The 21,208-nt window shown below is 60.4% G+C and carries 14 protein-coding genes and 2 tRNA genes; 8 read left to right on the forward strand and 8 right to left on the reverse strand.

Going from position 1 to position 21,208, the window contains the following annotated elements; translation table 11 throughout:
* Positions 1-13: 13 nt before the first annotated feature.
* The 6 genes from ygbF to galE all read right to left on the reverse strand — a co-directional run bounded on the left by ygbF (position 14) and on the right by galE (position 6,634).
* Positions 14-1,039 (reverse strand): tol-pal system protein YbgF, encoded by a 1,026-nt coding sequence (gene ygbF, locus CVU60_10410; GenBank protein ID PKN41788.1) that lies wholly within the window; start codon positions 1,037-1,039, stop codon positions 14-16.
* Positions 1,036-1,254, reverse strand: coding sequence for a hypothetical protein (locus CVU60_10415; GenBank protein PKN41789.1), 219 nt, complete (start codon positions 1,252-1,254; stop codon positions 1,036-1,038). Before CVU60_10415 ends, ygbF begins: the two co-directional genes overlap by 4 nt.
* Entirely contained in the window at positions 1,244-2,029 is a 786-nt protein-coding gene (lgt, locus tag CVU60_10420; GenBank protein PKN41790.1) for a prolipoprotein diacylglyceryl transferase, read from the reverse strand. The genes CVU60_10415 and lgt overlap by 11 nt, the downstream gene beginning before the upstream one ends.
* Positions 2,010-2,546 carry a signal peptidase II gene (gene lspA / locus CVU60_10425; protein PKN41791.1) on the reverse strand — a complete coding sequence of 179 codons (537 nt, stop codon included), beginning with the start codon at positions 2,544-2,546 and terminating at the stop codon, positions 2,010-2,012. Before lspA ends, lgt begins: the two co-directional genes overlap by 20 nt.
* On the reverse strand, positions 2,539-5,349 hold the full coding sequence (locus tag CVU60_10430; GenBank protein ID PKN41792.1) for an isoleucine--tRNA ligase: 2,811 nt from the start codon (positions 5,347-5,349) through the stop codon (positions 2,539-2,541). Before CVU60_10430 ends, lspA begins: the two co-directional genes overlap by 8 nt.
* Before the next feature lie 307 nt (positions 5,350-5,656).
* On the reverse strand, positions 5,657-6,634 hold the full coding sequence (gene galE, locus CVU60_10435) for a UDP-glucose 4-epimerase GalE (protein ID PKN41793.1): 978 nt from the start codon (positions 6,632-6,634) through the stop codon (positions 5,657-5,659).
* Between the two features lie 143 nt (positions 6,635-6,777).
* Between galE and CVU60_10440 the strand changes: the two genes are divergently transcribed.
* From CVU60_10440 to CVU60_10470, 7 genes are all read left to right on the forward strand, one after another.
* Positions 6,778-9,687, forward strand: a complete 2,910-nt coding sequence (locus tag CVU60_10440) for a peptidase M16 (protein ID PKN41794.1) — start codon at positions 6,778-6,780, stop codon at positions 9,685-9,687.
* A 323-nt stretch (positions 9,688-10,010) separates the two neighbouring features.
* The gene (locus CVU60_10445; GenBank protein ID PKN41795.1) at positions 10,011-11,579 is read left to right on the forward strand and encodes a hypothetical protein; all 1,569 of its coding nucleotides are present in this window, start codon (positions 10,011-10,013) and stop codon (positions 11,577-11,579) included.
* Between the two features lie 23 nt (positions 11,580-11,602).
* Positions 11,603-13,132 carry a response regulator receiver protein gene (locus CVU60_10450; protein ID PKN41796.1) on the forward strand — a complete coding sequence of 510 codons (1,530 nt, stop codon included), beginning with the start codon at positions 11,603-11,605 and terminating at the stop codon, positions 13,130-13,132.
* A 25-nt stretch (positions 13,133-13,157) separates the two neighbouring features.
* Positions 13,158-14,753 carry a response regulator receiver protein gene (locus CVU60_10455; GenBank protein PKN41797.1) on the forward strand — a complete coding sequence of 532 codons (1,596 nt, stop codon included), beginning with the start codon at positions 13,158-13,160 and terminating at the stop codon, positions 14,751-14,753.
* 37 nt (positions 14,754-14,790) lie between these two features.
* Positions 14,791-14,876, forward strand: a tRNA-Tyr gene (locus CVU60_10460).
* 166 nt (positions 14,877-15,042) lie between these two features.
* Positions 15,043-15,825, forward strand: coding sequence for a hypothetical protein (locus tag CVU60_10465; protein PKN41798.1), 783 nt, complete (start codon positions 15,043-15,045; stop codon positions 15,823-15,825).
* 96 nt (positions 15,826-15,921) lie between these two features.
* Positions 15,922-15,997 (forward strand) — tRNA-Thr (locus tag CVU60_10470).
* 400 nt (positions 15,998-16,397) lie between these two features.
* Here CVU60_10470 and CVU60_10475 read toward each other — a convergent pair.
* Positions 16,398-17,915: a B12-binding domain-containing radical SAM protein gene (locus tag CVU60_10475; GenBank protein ID PKN41799.1), complete on the reverse strand. Its 1,518-nt coding sequence runs from the start codon at positions 17,913-17,915 to the stop codon at positions 16,398-16,400.
* Positions 17,916-18,396: 481 nt separating this feature from the next.
* Between CVU60_10475 and CVU60_10480 the strand changes: the two genes are divergently transcribed.
* The gene (locus CVU60_10480; GenBank protein ID PKN41800.1) at positions 18,397-20,661 is read left to right on the forward strand and encodes a hypothetical protein; all 2,265 of its coding nucleotides are present in this window, start codon (positions 18,397-18,399) and stop codon (positions 20,659-20,661) included.
* 189 nt (positions 20,662-20,850) lie between these two features.
* Here the strand turns inward: CVU60_10480 and CVU60_10485 are convergent, their stop codons facing one another.
* Positions 20,851-21,192, reverse strand: a complete 342-nt coding sequence (locus tag CVU60_10485; GenBank protein PKN41801.1) for a hypothetical protein — start codon at positions 21,190-21,192, stop codon at positions 20,851-20,853.
* Positions 21,193-21,208: the final 16 nt, after the last annotated feature.

Consider the following 21,208-nt stretch of genomic DNA (forward strand, 5'->3'; position numbering starts at 1 on the left):
TCCTTGCGCGCGGCTAGTTGCCGCTCTTCAAGTAGGCCTGGGCGCGCTTGGCCTCGGCGGACTCGGGGTGTTTCTTGATCAGGTCTTCAAGCACCAGCCTGCCGGCCTGGTCCTTTTTGAGCTTGAAGAAGGAGATGCCCTGCTTGAGAAGGGCGGCCGTGTACTTGTTGGACTTGCTGTGATCCTCGATGACCTTCTGGTAGGTCAGGACCGCGTTGGCGTAGTCCTGCATCTGGAAGAAACATTCGCCCTGCCAGAAGATGGCGTTGGGCACGAGGGGATCCTTGGGGAAGCCCTTGACGAACTCGGCCCAGGTGGTCTGGGCCTCCTTATACTTCATGGCATAAAAACTCTCCAGGGCCTGCTGGTAAAGCTCCTGCCCCGGGACTTCGGCCTGCGGCTGGGTTTCGGGTTGGGCCTGGGGGGCGCTCGTGACCGGAGGCGCAGGCTGGGTCATGGGCTGGGAGGCGTCGCCAGGGACTTCGGGTTCCTGACTCGGGGAGGTCATGGTCCCCGGGAAGCTGCCGTTGGGCACGGACTGGGCCGGGGGCAGGGGAGGCATCTCGTCAAAGACGATGCCAAGCTGGGTGGCCATGAAGAGCGTCTTGCGTTCAAGATCTACGACCCTGGAATTGAGCGAGTCCACGGTCACCATCCCTCCGGCTGCCTCCTGCTGCATTTGCTGGGTCCTTTGCAGGTCGTCGACCTGACCGGTCAGGGCCGCGAGCTGACTGCGCAAAGTGTTCACTTCCGCCCAGTTGTTGGCCTGGGCCGGCTGGCTGCGCGCCAGTTCCGCTTCGAGCTGGGCGATGCGGTCCTGCTGCTTGATGCGCTCCTGCTCCTGCGAATAGACCTGACTGCGTAGGCGATCGAAATCCGAGGTGGTGACGCAGGCCGGAATTGTGCCCAGCAGAGCAGCCAGGGCTCCGGTGACCAGAATTTTCCTGCCAAGGTGAAAAGAAGACATGCGAACCTCTCTAATGGGTGCTGTTTTCGTCTGACTGGTCTCGACCGCGAAGGTTAGAGACTGGTTTGTCATTGTTTTTTGATGGCCCGTTTTCTGCCGAAGAGAATATAACCCACTCCGCCGACGACCGGCAAGACGACTTGGGCCACAATCCAGGCGGCTCGCTCCTGATGCGTCGGAAATTCGTTCGTGTACAGATGCCAGATGGACCAGAAATTCGGCAGAATGGGCAGAATGAGGAGCGGTATGGCATAAACGAGTTTGTCAGGGGGAATGCTAAAGAACATTGCGTCTCCTGTGCTGGATAATGAAAAGCCCAAGGCACACCGCCCCGAGGGCAATGACCTGGGTCACGCTGATGGGTCCGAAATCTCCGCGATAGTCTGCGCGGAAGAGTTCGATGATAAACCGGAACGATCCGAAAAGAGCCAAGAAAATACCCATGAGCTGGCCCGTGTTCCGTGTCCGGGATTTGAGGGCCAGGGTCGCGGCGAAACAGGCCAGCCCCGCCAGGGTGTGATAGAGTTGGGTGGGATGCAGCGGGACATGCAGGGGGGCAAGGGATTCGGGGTCAAAAAAAGTGATGGCCCACGGCAGGTCGCAGACCGCTCCGTAGCAGCATCCAGCTGCCAGACAGCCGATGCGGCCCACGGCTTCGCCCAACCCGATGCCCGGGGCCAGAACGTCCATCCACAGCCAGGGGTCCTCTTTTTTGACCCGCATGAAGCTAAGTGCGAAAAGAGTGGCCAGGATGGCCCCGCCGGAAAAGACCAGTCCTCCCTTCCAGAACATCAGTATTTCAAGTGGGTTGTTCCAGAAATAGGCCGGGTTGATGAGCACATACAGGACGCGTGCGCCAATGATGGCCCCGAGGATGATGTAAAATCCGAGGTCGGAAACGATGTCGGGATTCAGCCCGCGGGCCCGGGCCTCGCGCATGGACCAGGCAATGCCCAGCAGAAATCCTGCGGCGACAAAGAGGCCGTAGGTGTGCAGCGCGAAGGGGCCGATGGTGAACCCGAAGAGGATGAAGGGCGCGATCTCAATTATTGTCGGGAACACAGCGACGCCTCTGCTGGTAAAAGGAAACGAGCAGCGCGGCAGCGCCGATACAGATGCCCATGTCGGCCACGTTGAAGGCCGGCCAGTGCATGTCCCCCACGTAGAAATCCAGAAAATCCACCACCACCCCGAGCCTAGCGCGGTCCAGCAGGTTGCCCAGGGCGCCGCCCAGGATCAGTCCCAGCCCGTAGACGTAGAACGGTCCGTCATCCTCCTGGCTCCTGGCCAGGGCCCAGATGAGACCCACGGCCAGGATCGAGACCACGATGAAGAAGGGTCGCTGCCAGTCGATGTCGTGGCGGTTCAGAAAACCGAAAGCCGCTCCCCGGTTCAGGATGTGCACGATGTCGAAAAAACCGGGGATGACCGTGAAACCCTTTTCCCAGACCGGAATGGCCTGCTGGATCCAGAGCTTGGTCAACTGGTCCAGGACAAAGACGATGGCCGCTACCAGACCGATGGTCCGGTAGCGCCGCCTCATGTCGGGTTTGCAGGGGACGCTGCCGACCTTAGGCATGGTATTCCTTGAGCACTTTCGTGCAGCGCGGGCAGGCCGAGGGGTGCTCGGGGTCCGTGCCCAGGTTCTCGTCGTGAATCCAGCAGCGGGCGCATTTTTCGCCCAGGGCTCTGGCGATGATCACGGCCACGCTTTCGACCTCGCCCTGGATGGCTTCGGCTGGTGCGGGCTCGTCCGTGACTTGCGCCTGGCTGACGATGAACACGTCGCGCAGGTCGGCGGCTACGCCCGAGAGCGCGGCAAAAGCTTCGCCGGTGGCGTGGATGATTACCTTGGCGTCAAGGGAGTGTCCGAGTTCCTTGGACTGGCGCAGGGGCTCGATGGCCCGGGTCACATCGCCGCGTACGGCAAAGACCAGGTTCCAGACGGCCTCTTCCTCTTCGGTCAGGAGCGCGCCTTCGATCTCGGGCACGCGCATGGCAAAGACCGTGCTGCCCGCCGGGCGCATGGCCTCGGGCAGGTGCTGGAAGATCTCCTCGGAGGTGAAGCTCAGGATCGGCGCCATATCGCCGACGATCATGAGCAGTATGTGATAGAGGGCTGTCTGGGCCGAGCGGCGCTCAAGGCTGGTCGCGCCGTTGACGTAGACGCGGTCCTTTATGATGTCGAGATAGTAGGAGCTGAGGTCCGTGGTGCACAGGTTGTGCAGGGTGTGGTAGACCTTGTGGAACTCGAAGTTTTCATAGGCCGCCTGGATGGCCTGGTGCTTGGAACGGACCATGTTCAGGGCGTAGCGGTCGAGAGCCAGCATGTCGGACGTGGCGACGAGGTCCGTGGCCGGGTTGAAGTCGCTCAGGTTGCCGAGGATGAAGCGGCAGGTGTTGCGGATCTTGCGGTAGGCGTCGACCAGTCGGCGCAGGATCTCGTCGGAGATGCGCAGGTCTTCCTGGTAGTTTTCCGAGGCCACCCACAGGCGCAGCACTTCGGCGCCGTGCTTTTCGATGATCTCCTGCGGGGCGACCACGTTGCCGATGGACTTGGACATCTTGCGGCCCTGCCCGTCGAGCACGAAGCCGTGGGTCAGCACGGTCCGGTAGGGGGGCACGCCGCGCGTTCCGACGGAGGCCAGAAGCGAGGAGTGGAACCAGCCGCGATGCTGGTCGGTGCCTTCGAGGTACAGGTCCGCCGGGAAGGTGCACTCGGGCCGACCTTCGACCACGGCGGCAAAGCTGGTGCCGGAGTCGAACCAGACGTCGAGGATGTCGTCCTCTTTTTCCCAGTGCGTGCCGCCGCATTTGGGGCAGGTCAGCCCTTCGGGCACGACCTCGGACAGCGGGGCCTCGAACCAGTAGTCCGCACCGGTGGGATGCGTGGCGAAGCGGTCCACGATGCCGTGGGCCCAGTCACCGTCGAAATAGGCGTCCCCGCAGTCGTTGCACAACAGGGCGATGATCGGCACGCCCCACATGCGCTGGCGCGAGATGCACCAGTCGGGGCGGAACTTGATCATGCTGTGGATGCGCTCCTTGCCCCAGGACGGAATCCAGCGCACGCTGTTGTCTATGGCGTCCAGCGTCTTGCCGCGCAGGTTGTCGTGCTCCATGGCGATGAACCACTGGGTCGTGGCCCGGAAGATGACGGGTTTCTTGCAGCGCCAGCAGTGCGGGTAGGAGTGTCTGATCTTCTCGCTGCCCAGAAGGTGTCCGACCTCGGTCAGCTTGGCGATGACCAGGGGATTGGCTTCGAAGACGTTCTTGCCGCCGAAGAATTCGACACTGGGCAGAAATTTGGCCTCGTCATCAAGGGGCGAGAGGATCTCAAGGCCATGACGCAGTCCGGTCTCGTAGTCTTCGCGGCCATGGCCGGGGGCGGTGTGAACGCAGCCCGTGCCCGCGTCGAGGGTCACGTAGTCGGCGGTGACCACGGGGGACGGACGGTCATAGAAGGGATGGCGGGCGACGAGGCCTTCCAGCGCGCTGCCCGGAACCGTTGCCCGCACGGACCATTCACCCCAGCCGAAGCGCTCGGCGCATCCGGCCACCAGTTCCTTGGCGAGGATGTAAAAGGCGCCGCCGACCTGGACAAGATCGTATTCGAAGTCCGGGTGCACGGCCACGGCCAGGTTGTCCGGGATGGTCCAGGGCGTGGTCGTCCAGATGACGATGAAGCTGTTGTCGGCCGGGGCCTGCGGGAAGATCCTGCCCAGTTCCTGCGCTTCAAGGGGGAAGCGCACGTAGATGGAGGGTGAGGAATGGTCATCGTACTCGACCTCGGCCTCGGCCAGGGCCGTCTCGCAGGAACCGCACCAGTAGATGGGCTTCTTGTTGCGCTGCACGGAACCCTTTTTGTAGAAATTGGCCAGCTCGCGGGCCGTGGCCGTCTCGTAATCCGGGGTCATGGTCAGGTAGGGCTTGTCCCAGGTTCCGAGCACGCCCAGGCGCTTGAATTCGTCGCGCTGGATATCCAGATACTTGAGGGCGTACTCGCGGCATTTCTTGCGGATCTCAAGGATGGAGAACTTGTTCTTGCCGCCCAGTTCCTGCTCGACCTTGAGCTCGATGGGCAGCCCGTGACAGTCCCAGCCGGGCACGTACTGTGCCTGGCGGCCGGTCAGGTTGCGATGCTTGACGATGACGTCCTTTAAAATCTTGTTCATGGCGTGGCCGATGTGGATATGTCCGTTGGCGTACGGAGGACCGTCGTGGAGGACGTAGGGCGCGCGGCCTGCATTGGCGCCGATCATGGCCCCATAGGCGTCGGTCTCATACCAGCCGTCCAGGATCTTTGGCTCGTTCTGGGTCAGGCTGCCCTTCATGGGGAAGGTGGTGGCGGGAAGGTTCAGGGTTTTCTTGTAATCGCTCATGGGACGACGTTCCTCCGGGTTATCTGCTGTGCCGACGGACCACGGGCCAGCGTGGCGAGCACAAATTTTCGTTATTTGCATTGCAATGAAGGGCAGAACAGTGGAATATCCCGCACCCGAAGTCAAGTTTGACGCGGTCCGAAGGCTGCTCCAAAACGGTGATCGGCTTTGTCGCCGCAGATGATCCAGGCCCTCACACGAGAAAAATGCTCCGCTGGGCAAAGGCTCGCTTCAGGCCTGGATTTTATTGTTTCCCGCAGTTCATCGCATCTGGCAAGGCTGGGGCCTTGTACTTGTCGACAGGTGCTCAGAGTCCCATTTCCCACCTGTAGGCCGAGAGCGCGATGGCCAATATGTCGTCGTGGGCGGGTTGCCAGTTCATGGTCGCGCGGATGCGGGCCGGATCGGAGATGAGGGCGGGCGGATCACCTGCCCGGCGCGGGCTCAGGACCACCGGAAAATCGACGCCGCTGGCTTCCTTTACCGCGCTCACGATTTCGCGCACGGAGTAGCCGTGTCCGTAGCCGCAATTGAAGACGCTCGAAGGATTGCCGGCCTCCAGATGACCAAGCGCCAGCACATGTGCCCCGGCCAGGTCGGCCACATGGATGTAGTCGCGGATGCAGGTCCCGTCCGGGGTGTCGTAGTCCGTGCCGAAGATGTGCAGGGCATCCCTGCGGCCCAGCGCGGCCTGGGAGGCGACCTTGATCAGGTGCGTGGCGTCGGGCGTGGACTGGCCGATGCGTCCCTCGGGGTCGGCCCCGGCCACGTTGAAGTAGCGCAGGATGACAAAGGAGAAGTTCGGGTGGGCTGCGGCCGTGTCCTCTATGACCCATTCGCTCATGAGCTTGGTGCGGCCGTAGGGGTTGATGGGCTTGGTGGGACTGTCCTCGGTCACGGCGGCGGTGTCCGGCATGCCGTAGACTGCCGCCGTGGAGGAAAAGATGAAGCGCGGGATGGCGTTCTTTACCGCAAGGCGGATCAGTTCCGTCGTATTGTTGGTGTTGTTCATGTAGTATTTGAGCGGGTTTTCCACCGACTCGGGCACCACGATGGAGCCTGCGAAATGCAGCACCGCCGAAAAGTTTTCCTCGGCCATGAGGCGATCCAGTTCGTGGGTCTGGGCCAGGTCGCCGACCACAAGCCGGGCCGGGGGCAGCACCGCCTCGGCTTTGCCCGTGGACAGATTGTCGTAAACCACGACCTCGTAACCGGCCTCAAGCAGGGCCAACGTCGTGTGGGAACCGATATACCCGGCACCGCCGGTGACTAGGATCTTGGACATGGAAATCTCCTTTCGAGCATTGACATTGCAGTCCCGCTCTTTACAGAAGTCCTTCGGGCTTGCAAAGGGACTGGGTTATCAAAGTGTCCAGTCCAATTCCGCAAGACCGGCACAAAAACCGCTTTCCAGGAGATACGCCGCCCATGACCACCGGATTCACTCGCGTTTCAACCACTTATGTTCAGGAAATTTCATCCCGGGCCGATATCTTCGTGCACGACAAGACAGGAGCGCGCATCCTGTCCGTGGTCAACGACGACGAAAACAAGGTCTTCGGCATCAGCTTTCGCACCCCGCCGTCGGATTCGACGGGGGTGGCGCACATCCTGGAGCATTCGGTGCTGTGCGGGTCGCACAAGTACCCGGTCAAGGAGCCCTTCGTGGACCTTCTCAAAGGTTCGCTGCAGACCTTCCTGAACGCCATGACCTATCCGGACAAGACCTGCTATCCCGTGGCCAGCCAGAACCTGAAGGATTTCTACAATCTGGTCGACGTGTATCTCGATGCGGTCTTCTTCCCGCGCATCACCCCCGAGATATTCGAGCAGGAGGGCTGGCATCTGGACCTGCCGGAAAAGGGCGGGGAGCTGTCCGTCAAGGGCGTTGTCTACAATGAAATGAAGGGCGTGTACTCTTCGCCGGATTCGCAGCTCGCCGAGCTTTCGCAGCAGTCCCTCTTCCCGGACACCACCTACGGCCTCGACTCCGGCGGCAACCCCGGCGCCATCACGGATCTGACCTACGAGGGCTTTCTGGAGTTTCACCGCACGCTCTATCATCCCTCCAACGCCTGGATCTTTTTTTATGGCGATGACGACCCGGACGCCAGACTCGAACTTTTGAGCGAATATCTGGATCAGTTTTCCGCCCTTCCTGTGGACTCGGCCATTGCGCGGCAGCAGGCCTTCGATGCTCCGCTTGAAGTGCGGCGCGGGTTCGAGGCCATGGGCGAGGATGAAGACGCCCTGGGCATGCTGACCATGAACTGGCTGCTGCCCGGCAAGGAAGACGCCGGGACCGTGCTGGCCTGCAAGATCCTGGACAGCCTCCTGACCGGCATGAACGCCTCGCCTTTGCGCAAGGCGCTCATCGAGTCGGGGCTCGGCGAGGACCTGACCGGAGCCGGCGTTGAACACGAGATGGCCCAGATGTACTATTCCGTGGGCATGAAGGGCGTGCTGCCGGAAAATTTTCAGGCCGTGCGCGAGCTCATCGTCAGTACTCTTGAAGACATCGTGGCTCACGGGTTCGAGGCCGACCTGATCGAGGCCGGAGTCAATTCCGCGGAATTCGATCTGCGCGAAAACAACACCGGCTCCTATCCGCGCGGCCTCATCGTCATGCTGCGCTCGCTGGGGTCCTGGCTGTACGATCTCGATCCTCTGGAGCTGGTGGCCTTCGAGGCGCCCATGGCCGCCCTGAAAGAACGCCTGGCCCGGGGCGAGAGGGTTTTCGAAGATCTCATCGAACGGCACATCCTGCGCAATCCCCATGCGAGCGTGGTCGTCCTCGAACCCGAGGAAGGACACGCGGCGCGGGTGGAGGACGAGGAGCAGGAGCTCATTGTCAAGCTGCGCAACGATCAGGCGGCGCTGTCCGACGACGAGCTGGTGCGGCGCACGGAGCAGCTGCGGCGCATGCAGGAGGCTCCTGATTCGCCCGAGGCCCTGGCCCTGCTGCCCAGCCTCTCGCGGGATGACATCGACCCTGCGGTGCGGGTCGTGCCCACGGAGGTGCGTGATTGGGAGGAAGCCACGGCGCTCATGCACGACCTGCCGACCAACAACATCTGCTACATGGATCTGGCTCTTGACCTCGGTGCGGTGCCCGATCGCCTCATTCCCCTGGTCCCGCTCTTTGGCCGCGCCCTGACCGAGATGGGGACCGCGAAGGAGGACTACGTGTCTTTCTCCAAGCGCATCAACAGCAAGACCGGCGGCGTCTACGCCAGGAGCCTGCTGTCCCAGCGCGAGGACGGCCCCGCCCCCGTGGCCCGGCTGGTGGTGCGGGCCAAGGCGGTGGGCGAGCGGGTCGGTGACATGATCGACATCGTGCGCGACGCCCTGACCCTGGCCCGTTTCGACGACCGCGAGCGCTTCCGGCAGATGGTGCTGGAGGAGAAGGCGGGCCTTGAGCACGCTCTGGTACCCTCCGGCCATCATTTCGTAGGCCTGCGCCTGCGTTCGCGCTTCAATCCGGCGGACAGCCTGCAGGAGCGCATGGGCGGTCTTGAGAATCTCTTCTTCCTGCGCGAGCTGGCCGAAAGAATGGACACTGATTTCGGCGGCGTGTTGTCCGACCTGGAGGAACTGCGCCGGGCGCTGGTGCGCAAGGATGGCGCGGTGCTGAACCTGACCATGGACGAGAGCATGCTTGCCGCCCATGGCGAGCGCTTTCGGGAATTCGTGGCGGGTCTGCCGGGCGGGACGTTGGCTGACGCGGTCTGGCAGAGGCCGGATGCGGACGGGCACGAGGGGCTTATCATCCCGGCTCAGGTCAATTATGTCGGCAAGATCTGCGACCTGCACAGGGCCGGTTACTCCTTTCACGGATCGAGCCTGGTGGCGGTCAAGTACCTGCGCACGACCTGGCTGTGGGAGCAGGTGCGGGTCCTGGGCGGGGCGTACGGCGGCTTTTGCAACTTCGGCCGCCTCTCGGGGCTCATGAGTTTCGGCTCGTACCGCGACCCCAACGTCACCTCCACGCTGGCCGCCTTCGACGGGTGCGGCAAATTCCTGGAGACGGTCAATCTGGACCGTGGCGAGCTTTTGAAGGCCATCATCGGCACCTCGGGCGATCTCGATCCCTACCAGCTCCCCGACTCCAAGGGCTTCACCGCCTTGAGCCAGCATCTGGCCGGGGTGACCACAGAGACCCGCCAGCGCATCCGGGACGAGGTTCTGGCTACGGACGAGCGCCATTTCCGGGATTTCGGCGCGCTGCTGCGCGAGGTCGCTCAGGCGGGGCTGATCTGCGTGCTGGGCGGCGAGGATTCCCTGACCAAGGCTGCCTCCCAGGGCCTGGAACTCAAACGCAAGATCCGTCTGCTTTAACCGGATTTGTCCGGCCTGCCGCTGCAAGGCCGTGCGCTGCACATTCGCGGCGCATGGCCTTTTTTCATGCGCCGCGCGGACCTTGGCTTTTCGGCGCGGTGCATGCATGTTCCGGCCTGTGGATCAGGCCCTGCTGATATCGTACCCGGACCGTCACGGCGCGGGGCTATTGGCGGACGGGAGCGGGGGCGACGACATTTTGCGGCATGTGCCGTGATTTTAAAAAGGTTTTGATAAATTGCGGCGCCCATGGCATGCATGTGAAACGCAATGCTGCCGGAGAGTCGTCGGCGACACGGGTTTCAAGAACGCGGAGAATCTTGATGGATGATATGAAACAAGGCGGTTCCACATCCCCCTCGGATGAGCTGTTTTTTGCCGACGAGCAGGAGCAGGCTCCGTCACGGGACGTACCCGGCTGGAAGCTGCTCATCGTCGACGACGAGGAGGAAGTGCATGTCATCACCAGAATGGTGCTCGAAGGACTGACTTTTTCCGGCAAGGGCCTGACCTTTCTGAGCGCCTATTCCGCAGCGCAGGCACGGGAGTTTCTGCGCGGGAACGACGACATCGCCGTCATCCTCCTCGATGTGGTCATGGAGACAGGGCAGGCGGGACTGGAGCTTGTCGAATTCATACGCTCCGAGCTCGGCAACCGCGCCGTACGCATCATCCTGCGCACGGGCCAGCCCGGCCAGGCCCCGGAACGGGAGGTCATCACCCGCTACGACATCAACGACTACAAGCACAAGACGGAGCTCACTGCCCAGAAGCTCTTTTCTACCGTGACCACGGCCATCCGCTCGTATCGGGACCTGAACGTCATCGAGAAGAGCCGTCAGGGGCTGAACCTCATCATATCCTCCACCAAGGGGCTCTTCGAACAGCGCAACCTGGCGCTTTTTGCCCAGGGAGTCCTCGATCAGATGAGTTCCCTGTTGCGGGTCAACGAGGACTGCCTTTTCCTGCATTCCCCCTCGGGATTCGCGGCCACGGTGCAAAACGGCGACATCTCGGTGCTCGCGGGGACAGGGGAGTATGGTCACTGCGGGATGGAAGGGCTGACCTGTGAACTGGGCGACAACGTGAGGAATGTCCTGCAACAGGCACTGCGGCAGAGGACGGGAGTCTTCGGGGATGATTCCTTCGTGCAGTATTTCCGTTCCCGGCGCGGGTCCGAGAATCTGCTCTATTTCCGTCTGGACCGTTCCCTCAATCCTTTCGAGCGCAGGCTGGTGGAGGTTTTCTCCGGGAATGTGGCCATCGCGCTGGACAACATGCTGCTGAACACGGAGCTGCTGCACAGCCAGAAAGAGATTATCCTGACTCTTGGAGAGTGCGTCGAATCGCGCTCCAAGGAAACGGCGGGGCATGTACGCCGGGTCTCGGAATGTTGCAGGCTGCTGGCCTTTGAGCTTGGTTTCGACGCCCTGGAGGTGGACCTTGTGCGTCTGGCTTCGCCGATGCACGACGTGGGCAAGATCGGCATCCCCGATTCCATCCTGCTCAAGCCCGGCGCGCTGACCACGGAGGAATTCGAGACCATGAAGACCCACCCCCTGCTCGGCCACCAGATCCTGAAGGGTTCCAGCCGGCCCATCATGCAGGCCGCGGCGGTCATCGCCCATGAACATCATGAGCGCTGGAACGGATCGGGCTACCCCCGGGGCCTTGCCGGGCGGGATATTCACCCATATGGACGCCTTGTCTGTCTGGTCGATGTCTTCGATTCCCTGCTCTCGCGCAGGGTATACAAGGAGCCCTGGCCCCTTGATCAGGTGTGCGCCTTTATCCTCGCGGAGCGCGGGGAGATGTTCGATCCGCACATGGTCGATGTGATGATGCTGCAGCTCGACGCCCTTGTCGCCATCCGTCGGGAATTTCCCGACTGATTTCTCCAACTGGAGCTCTTTTCATGAAAAGCGAGCATGCGATGGAAGAAGTTCATTTTGCAGACGAAACTCCTCCCCTGAAGTCCGAGAGCGAAGGGATGTGGAAGGTCATGATCGTGGATGACGACGACTTCGTGCACAAGGTCACGGAGCTGACCCTTGGAGACTATCACTACCAGAACGCCCCCGTGCGCTATCTGCACGCCTATTCCGGCGCCGAGGCGCGGGCGCTCCTGCGGGAACATCCGGACACGGCCGTGATTCTGCTGGACGTGGTCATGGAGACGGAAAACGCCGGGCTGGAGTTTGCCCGGCACGTGCGCAAGGAGGCGAACAACTCCTTCGTGCGCATCATCCTGCGTACGGGCCAGCCGGGACAGGCCCCCGAACGCAAGGTCATCACCGAATACGACATCAACGATTACAAGCACAAGGCGGAGTTGAGCGAGCAACGCCTGTTCACGGCCATCACCGCGGCCATCCGCTCCTACCGGGATCTGCGCACCATTGAGCTTGGCCGCCTGGGATTGCAGGAGATCATCTGCGCCTCGGCGGCCCTGTTCTCGGCCAGTTCGCTGCCAGACTTCTTTGTCCTCGCGCTGGAGCATATCCTGCGTACCGGGCGCTGCGCCGGGCTATGCTGCCGGGAGAACGGCCTGGTGGCGCTGCGCTGCGACGAGCAGTTCGAAATCCTGGAGTCGCGCGGGCTGAGTGCCGGTCTCGACCACATCCCCGTTGCGCGCTTGCTGGAGCTGCACGATCGCGTGGGCAGGGAAGGGCGGGTGCTGGTGCTCGATCAGGAGTTTGCGGCCAGATTTTTCAATTCGCACACGGACCAGGACTTTTTTTTCTATGTCTCCTTTGGCCGTCCCTTGAATGAGACCGAGCAGGGCCTTTTGCACATTCTGGGCGGCAACATCGCCGTGGCCCTCAATAACCTTTTCCTGACCGAAGAGATCGTGGCCACGCAGCGCGAGGTTGTGCTCACCCTCGGCGAAGTGGTCGAGACCCGCTCCAAGGAGACGGCCCATCACGTCAAGCGCGTGGCCGAATATTCCTATGTTCTGGCGGTCAAGGCCGGGCTCTCGGAAGAGCGGGCGCATCTTCTGCGCATGGCCTCGCCCATGCACGACGTGGGCAAGATCGGCATTCCCGACTCCATCCTCTTCAAGCCCGGCAAGCTCACCGACGAGGAGTTTTCCATCATCAAGACGCACACGGTCATCGGTCACTCCATCCTGAAGGGCTCGCCGCGTCGCATCATGCGCACCGCCGCGACCATCGCCCTGCAGCATCACGAGCACTGGGACGGGGGCGGCTATCCGCACGGGCTGGCTGAGGACGAGACGCATATTTTCGGGCGCATCACGGCGCTGGCCGATGTCTTCGACGCACTCTCCTGCGACCGGGTTTACAAGAAGGCCTGGCCGCTGAGCGATGTCCTGGACTACCTGCGGGAGAAGAGGGGGCGGCAGTTCGATCCGTTCCTGGTGGACATTTTTCTGGAGAATCTGGACGAGATGCTGGCCATTCGTGCCACCTATCCGGACTAGTGGGTTTCATGGGGGGGAAGGTTTCATGACCGATCACGAACTGCGCGAAGACATCGTGTTTGCCGCCGAAGAAGACACGGGCGCGTCCCGATTTGAACGCAAGGCCTGGAAACTTCTGATCGTGGATGACGAAGAGGATGTGCACAGCATCACGCGCATGGTCCTTGACGGGTTCGAGTTCGAGGGCGCACGTCTTGAATTTCTGAGCGCTTACAGCGCTGATGAAGGCAGACAGGTCATGGCCCAAAATCCCGACATCGCGGTCATGCTTCTCGATGTGGTCATGGAAACGCCCCATGCGGGTCTCGATCTGGCCCGGCAGGTGCGCGAGGAGCTGGACAACCAGTTGGTGCGAATCATCCTGCGGACGGGGCAGCCCGGGCAGGCCCCGGAACGCCAGGTCATCATCAATTACGACATCAACGACTACAAGAGCAAATCCGAACTCACGGCCCAGAAACTTTTCACCGCCGTGACCACAGGCATCCGCTCATACCGTGATCTGCGGGCCATCGAATCCAGCCGTCAAGGACTCGAAGACATCATCGCCGCCTCGGCCGACCTGTTTCAGGCCGACAGCCTGGAGCTTTTTGCACGCGGGGTGCTGACCCAGATGACCTCGCTCCTGCATCTGGAGGACAGCTCCATGTATCTGGGCGATGCCTCGGGGTTCGCAGCCCGTGACAGGCTCGACGATTTCATCATCATTGCGGGCACCGGAGATTTTTCAAACCTTGAGTCCCGACTTGCGAGCGAAGTGCTCGATGCGGAGGAGATGGACCTGATCCGCCGGGCCGCGAGCGCGGACCAGTGTTTTTTCAGCCAGACCAGCTACGCGGGTTGCTTCGGCATGACCAGCGGGACCCGGCACGTGCTTTTCCTGCGCGTACTGCGCGAACTTACGCCTCTGGAACAGGATCTGGTGCAGGTTTTCGCCGCCAACGTGACCGTGGCCTTCGAGAACCTGCAGCTCAACCAGGAGATCGCACAGACGCACCGGGAGGTAATTTTTACCCTTGGCGAGGTTGTGGAGAATCGGGCCCTGTCCGGCGGAATGCACGTGCGCCGGGTGGCGGAGATGGCCTGGCTGCTGGGGCGTCACGCGGGGTTGTCCGTGGATGACTGCGATCTGCTGCGTTTGGCCATACCCATGCACGACGTGGGCAAGGTGGCCATTCCCGACAGCGTGCTCCTCAAGGCCGGCCCCCTGGACGAGGCCGAACGTGGGGTCATGGAGCAGCATCCGCGTCTGGGTTTCGACATTCTGAACAGATCCGGCAACCACATCATGCAGACTGCGGCCCGCGTTGCCCTCGAACACCAGGAGGCCTGGGACGGCAGCGGCTACCCGAGCGGCCTTGCGGGGGAGAGCATCCACATCTTCAGCCGCATCGCGCGGGTGGTCGATGTTCTGGACAGCCTGCTCAGCGCGCGCGTCTACAAGGAGGCCTGGAGCGTGTCCGACGCCCTGGCGTATATGCAGGACCAGCGCGCGCGCATCTTCGATCCGGCCCTGATCGACACCCTGTTTGCGCACAGGGACGAGTTTCTGGCCCTGCGGGATAATATTATCCTGCAGAGTCAGGATATTGAAATGCCTCCGACAAAAAAAAAGCCTTGACCGCCGCCTTCGGGTCATCTAGTAACCGCCTCTGTCCGGAGGGGTTCCCGAGTGGCCAAAGGGAACAGACTGTAAATCTGTCGTCGTACGACTTCGGAGGTTCAAATCCTCCCCCCTCCACCAGACGCCGACCCAACCCACCTCATGGTGGGTTTTTTTTTGCCCTACGCCCGGAGCGATGCTTCCAGGCAGGATACGCAGTCCTTGCGGAGCTGGCCGATTTTTCTTGCGAAAACCCTGCAGCTGTTTAAGAAAGAATGATGAACAAGCTTTCATCCCGGAGGTTTTCATGCGTAGTTCATATTCTTTTTTGTTTTTCGTACTCCTCTTGGTCTGCTGTTGGCCCACGCACCTTCTTGCCGCCACGGGACAAGCCTCCCCGGGCATCGATCCCCGCGCGTTTCACATGACGCTCACCAGCGTCCCCGAAGTGGTCGAGGCAGGCCAGCAGGTGGAAATAACCGTGCAGTTGACCGACGCCTACGGCGCACCCGTGACCGGGTTTGAGGTCGTGCGCGGGAAAAAGCTGCATCTGACCATCGTCCGGGAGGGCCTCGACAAGTTCATCCATGCTTTTCCGGAGCCGGGGCCGCTCGGGACCATGGTCACCGGCATGACCTTTCCGGAAGGGGGAACCTATTTGTTCCATGCCGACTTCACGCCTATGGACGGCAGTCCCGTGACTCTCATGACCGAATTACGCGTCGAAGGCGGGGGCTCCTCCGCGCCGTCGCTGGACCCGTATGTGCCGGGCATGGTGCAGACTTCCGAGATGCTGGCGAATGTCGGCGTTGAACCCGGCCTGGGCATGCACAGGATCAGTTTCACCCTGATGGACCTGAATGAAGAGCCCGTCGCGGATCTGGAAAATTTCCTCGGGGCCAGGGGCCATTTCATTGCCTTGAGCGCGGACGGCCACCAATACGTCCACGGCGAACCCGCCGCCGGGGACACGGCAAACCAGGTCGTCTTCGAAGCCCGCTTCCCCGGGCCTGGCATTTACAAGGGATGGGGCGAGTTCCAGCGCGCAGGAACGGTGCTGGTCGTGCCCGTGGTGATGCAGATCGATTGAGGTGACGGCGATGTTTTGCGAAGTATCGACCCGGCTTTCGTCACTTTTCCCTTGACGCTCGCCCGCACCTTGGATAGCTACGACTTCGCTGTTTTGGCCAGGATAGCTCAGTTGGTAGAGCAACTGATTCGTAATCAGTAGGTCGAGAGTTCAATTCTCTTTCCTGGCTCCAGTAAAAATAAGGACTTAGATGCAAAATCTAGGTCCTTTTTTTATTTTCTCCCCTCGGGGGCATGGGTTTGTCCCCCCATCTGTCCCCCAGTGGCCGTTTTCGCTTGCACTCTCAATCGTTTTCACGTGTTCCGCGCAGCTTGACGTTGGAAGGAAACCTTTCAGTGCCAAATAGGCCGCTAAAATTCGCGCCAAACAGTGTGCGCTTACGCCGCGCAGGCATTTCTGGGCTGATGCCTGACCGGAATTGCCGGATTGTTTGCGGTAGCGATGGTGTCGGAAATGCCGTCAAATACAACGTCGTCCGATTTACGGGAAGGCTACACTGCCAAGCATGCCTGTCGAGAGACGATTTGTCATGCGACGACCAGCCGTCTCTTTGTTCCCGGACCAGCCGTCCATCACTCCAGATGTCTGGCCTGCCTCTTTCCGGGGCTCTGCGTAGTTCTGGCCGTCAGGGAGCCGGGATGAATGGTCATGTTTTCCGAGATCACCATGGGTAGCGGCCGGCCTTTGACCTTGAGAAGGTCGGCTGCAATGGCGTTGGCCGCCTCCTCTCCGGACAGGCCAAGCTCCTCGGTCAGGTAGGCAAAAAGTAGCTCCGCCAGGCGTTTCAGGGCAATCTGCCAGGTGGACAGGGTCGCGCCGTAGAGCCATTTCGAGAAGCGCAGAAATCCGGCATGGACATCCTGGTCCGGCCACAGCAGGCGCACGCTGCCCTGGAAATTGCCGCTGTTGTGGAGCAGGTCCCAGAACCGGGCCATGCGCTTCAAGTCCTGCATGGCTGCAAAATCAATCAGATTGTTGGCCAGTATCTCGTACGGCGGATAGGGCAGATAGGTCATCCCGTGCACGGCATCGTGCCTGCCGAGGGTAGTGCCGGACAGTTTTTTCAGGACGCCCAGCTGGATTTCCGCCCTGGTCAGGCCGGCCAGGCGGTTCAGGTTGCGGCCGAAGCTGTCCACGCTTTCGCCCGGCAGCCCGATGATCAGGTCCACGTGCAGGTGGGCATTGGTCTCTTCTTCCAGAAAGCGCAGGTTGTCGGTGATCCTGTCCATGTCCAGCCGCCGGTTAATGGACGCGGCCACAGCCGCATTCAGGGTCTGGATGCCGACTTCCAGCTGCAGGGTGCCCGGAGGAAACTGAGCGAGCCTCTCCCGCAGGTCGGCCGGGAAATGCTCGGGCACGACTTCAAAATGGACCAAAAACGGCGGCTTCTGGCCCAGGAAAAAATCCAGGATCGGTCCGACCCGCTGCATGCTCAGGTTGAACGTGCGGTCGATGAACTTGAAGTTGCGCGCCCCCCGTTCCCACAGCGTGGCCAGTTCGCGCAGGAACCGGTCCGGATCGAAATAGCGGACCAGTTTGTCGATGGAGGACAGGCAGAATTCGCAGGAAAAGGGGCATCCCCTTGACGCTTCAACATAAATGACCCGGTGGGCAATGTCCTCGTCGGTGTACAGGGAGTAGGGCATGACAAGGCTGTCCGGGTCGGCTGGACTTGCCGCAATGATGCGGGGCGACTCGTTGCCGCCGGTCAGATGCGCGCAGCAGAGCTTATGAAACTGTTCCTCCCCTTCGCCGCAGATCACGTGGTCGGCCAGGGAGAAATCGAGCCGGTGCGGAAAATGGCTGACCTCCGGTCCGCCAAGAACAAGCAGCACCTCGGGCGCAAGGGATTTCAGGATGCGCACCAGCTGTTCGCACTCCTTCCCGTTCCAGATGTAGACGCCAAGGCCGATGATCCTGGGGCGGTGCGCAAGGATTTTTTCAGCAATATCGAGCAGCTGTTCCGAAATGGTGAATTCTTCGATTACGGCCCGGGGCGCAAGCTCACGCAGATTGGCATGCAGGTAGCGCAGTCCGATGCTGGGGTGGATATAGCGGGCACTGAGTGTGGCGAGAACGATATCGTACATATTTGGATATAAAACTGTCATCCGGCGGAGGAACGCTCCAGGACGACGTCGGTCCGTTATTTGAATTTGAAAATCATCGGGTTGCGTCAAGCTCGGCAACATTTCTGCTGCCGTGGGCTGGCTCCCGGCACTTGGCGGCCTGGAATGGGACCGTGCGGAACTCGCCGGAGGTCGCCGCTTAGGGCATAGTCCGTTTCCTGCGCGACCACCAGTCCGGGATTTCCATGATCATCGGCCGCAAGCCGGTATTCCGTCTGCGCGGTGTCATCTCCCCTGGTTTACCGCTGCCCCCGCCTCCCGCATCACGTTTCCCGCATCACGTTGCCCGTTCCCAGCCAATAACTGCTTTTGTTGACTTTGAGACCGTAATGCATACATATTTTGATTGTGTATTGATGCTTTCACGCAAGTCCGAGTTCCAAAACATGAGATAAATCCACAGGTTTGTGCCGTGAGTAGTAATTTACTGTCACCTGAAGAATTGGTTTTTTTCTCATTTCCCTCCTTGAATGCTTTGGGAAAAGCGGAATATTTTCGTTTGCGTCGAGTCTCTCCCGATCTGGACGAATTTCTCTTTCTTCTGCCTGTCGATTCCTGCATTGTGATTTGCACTTCTTGGCAGAGCGTGCGGAATTTTCTTGATGCGCTGGAAGCGCAGGCTCGCCGTGCAGGCCATCGGCTTGTGCTCGATGGCGGCGAGGAAGACTGGAAGTGCTGGTCTCAGGCGCGAAGCCATGTGCGCGCGGAGGCTGATTCAGGTGAAGAGGAGCGGATCGATCCGTCGGCAGCGGATCTTTTCCGGGGTGAAGCGGGCAGCGCATGCAAGGTTTGTATCGTTCATGCCGAGCATTCTTCGCAGCCGTTCACGGGCGATCATCAACGCCCGGTTCCGGTGCGGTCCGGGGAGCACAGGCCGCCCGTGGTGACCTTCACTCTCGTTCGTCCCCCCGTGTACCCCGGGATATTGAGCGCGCTCATGCTGTCTCCCGCCGTGATCATCGACTCGGCAGTCTATCTGCGTCCGGATCTGGCTTACGGAGCCGTCAGCTACGCCGAGGCAACGCTTCCGGCCGATTCGGTTCTTGACGGGTTTGTGGAGTATCACCGCCTGGCGCAGAAAAATGTATTCATGGAAGAAATTCTCAGCCATCTGGAAACCCCGGTACTGGCCGGGTACGCCGACGGGCGGATTCTGGGGGGAAACGAGGCTTTTCTGAGTCTTGGCGGTTATTCCCGGTATGATCTCGCGACACGCAACTGGGCCGTCGATCTGGCAAGCCTGGATTTTCAGGCCTTGCAGGAAAAAGTCCTGGCGTCCCTTCTGGAAACCGGCCGCACGCAAGAGCTTCATACGGAGCTGCAGACGTCCGCAGGAAAGTTCGTGCCCTGTCATGTCAGCGTTTTCCTGCACAAGGATGAAATGGGGTATCCGCTTTTTTTCTCCGCGCATTACCATCCGGTCGAGGATTCAAAGAGGCTGGAAAGTTCGGAATCAAGTTCCGGCCGGATTTTTTCCGACAGCCTGCAGTACGCCATGAAACGCTCGATTCGACATCCGGACTATGCTTTCGTGGTGCTGCTCATGGGTATCGACAATGTGGAGCAGGTTCTCCTGCAGGTCGAGGATCAGAAGTCCTTTCTTGAAATGCTTGCAAAGCGGACCGCAAAATGTCTGCGCACGCTCGATATTCCGGCATATCTGGATTCCGAAAAATTTCTCATGTTACTGGACAATGTCCCTGATGTCATCGGAGCCGTCCGCGTGGCCCAGCGTATCCAGGAGGAAACCGCAAGGCCGTTCAAGCTTGGCCAGAGCGAACTGCGGGTGACATGCAGCTTTGGCGTGGTCATGGCGCCCCGGGATTACACGGACGAAAAGGACATGCTGAAGGACGCCAGGGCCGCCCTCGACCGGGCGCTGCAGAGGGGTGAACGACAGATCGTGATTTTTGATGATCGGCAGAACAGCGAGGCCGTGCAGTTTTTGCGGATCGAGAGCGGCCTGCGCAGCGCGCTTCTGGAAAACGAAGTGTGTATGCATTACCAACCGATAGTGCACCTCGAAACCGGGGCAATCCATGGAGTCGAGGCCTACATGCGCTGGAATCACAAGCGAAAGGGGCTGTTGCGGGCTGAATGGTTTCTGCCGTTTGCGGAGCATAGCGACGTTGTGCTCGAACTCGAAGCGTGGGCGATTCAGAAAACCTGTTCAGCCTTGAAACGATTTCAGCAGGTCATGGGGGAGGATTTTTTTCTGGGCCTCAACGTTTCGCTCAGAAACGTCCTGCGCCATGGCTTCATCGAGGAATTGACGGGGGTTGTTTTCGAACACGGAATCAGTCCCTCGGCCATTTTGCTGGAAGTGCGCGAAGAGTGGCTGAAATATTTCGCGGAGCGGTTTTCGAATGTTTTTGTTGAAGTGGACAAGGCCGGGGTAGGCATTGTCGTGGATCATTTCGACGCGACTCACATATCGCTTGCGGACCTGCATCGATTTCCGCTTCGCGGGCTCAAGCTGAACACATCCCTGCAGAATGATCCGGGCGTGCTTGCCAGCCTCGCCTCCATAGCCAAGGGCACGGGGCTCATTCTCGTAGCCCCCAACGTCGAGGACGCAACGCGCTTGCGGTCACTGCAGGAGTATGGCTGCACGTACGCCCAGGGAGATGCCTTGGCGCCGGTCATGGATGAAGAGGCCCTTGTTGAGTGTCTGAATCGGAGGTGCCAAAAAAAGGTTCCGAACTGAAGTTTGGAAGCTATAGGTCCTTGGTGCCCCCACCATGAATCGAACATGGGCTAACCGGGATTAGGAAGCGTTCAAAAAATGGGTCAGGTCTCGCTTTGACTTTTCTTTGCCACTGCCTTCACCTTCGCAACGTTGCTTTTGAACTCTTCATCCTGGGCCATCCGCCGTTCAACTCTGGTCAGGGTGGTGCTAACAGCGCTGCGATTGCGGACTGACATGATCAGCGATTTGTTGCAGTGGTAGTCCACACAGAGTGCGTAGCAGATAAATTGCCACATCCCGGGGTTCATTCGTGGAGCCGCGTTTGGAAATGAATAAAATTGCCTCATCCATTTCGTAAATTGTGAGGACCGCTGCCATGATTTCCCGGGCAGATGGGGCGAGATATCTTGCGGTGGACACTTCGCGATTCGTCTTCGCCAGAAAGAATCGGTCTTTGATCTTGTTTATGAAATCCTTTCCGCCGAGGAGCGCAGGCAAATTCATCCTGGAGAAAATATCGTCCAATCTCCCGTCATCGTCCTTGGCCATGAAGCGGCGATATCCT

The organism is Deltaproteobacteria bacterium HGW-Deltaproteobacteria-18 (genome assembly GCA_002841885.1).
Lineage (GTDB): Bacteria > Desulfobacterota > Desulfovibrionia > Desulfovibrionales > Desulfomicrobiaceae > Desulfomicrobium.

Bases quoted from the DNA above. Each gene is read 5' to 3' on its own strand.
- ygbF (PKN41788.1), bottom strand. From the start codon at position 1,039: ATGACAAACCAGTCTCTAACCTTCGCGGTCGAGACCAGTCAGACGAAA.
- CVU60_10415 (PKN41789.1), bottom strand. From the start codon at position 1,254: ATGTTCTTTAGCATTCCCCCTGACAAACTCGTTTATGCCATACCGCTC.
- lspA (PKN41791.1), bottom strand. From the start codon at position 2,546: ATGCCTAAGGTCGGCAGCGTCCCCTGCAAACCCGACATGAGGCGGCGC.
- CVU60_10430 (PKN41792.1), bottom strand. From the start codon at position 5,349: ATGAGCGATTACAAGAAAACCCTGAACCTTCCCGCCACCACCTTCCCC.
- galE (PKN41793.1), bottom strand. From the start codon at position 6,634: ATGTCCAAGATCCTAGTCACCGGCGGTGCCGGGTATATCGGTTCCCAC.
- CVU60_10440 (PKN41794.1), top strand. From the start codon at position 6,778: ATGACCACCGGATTCACTCGCGTTTCAACCACTTATGTTCAGGAAATT.
- CVU60_10445 (PKN41795.1), top strand. From the start codon at position 10,011: ATGGATGATATGAAACAAGGCGGTTCCACATCCCCCTCGGATGAGCTG.
- CVU60_10450 (PKN41796.1), top strand. From the start codon at position 11,603: ATGAAAAGCGAGCATGCGATGGAAGAAGTTCATTTTGCAGACGAAACT.
- CVU60_10455 (PKN41797.1), top strand. From the start codon at position 13,158: ATGACCGATCACGAACTGCGCGAAGACATCGTGTTTGCCGCCGAAGAA.
- CVU60_10465 (PKN41798.1), top strand. From the start codon at position 15,043: ATGCGTAGTTCATATTCTTTTTTGTTTTTCGTACTCCTCTTGGTCTGC.
- CVU60_10475 (PKN41799.1), bottom strand. From the start codon at position 17,915: ATGTACGATATCGTTCTCGCCACACTCAGTGCCCGCTATATCCACCCC.
- CVU60_10485 (PKN41801.1), bottom strand. From the start codon at position 21,192: ATGGCCAAGGACGATGACGGGAGATTGGACGATATTTTCTCCAGGATG.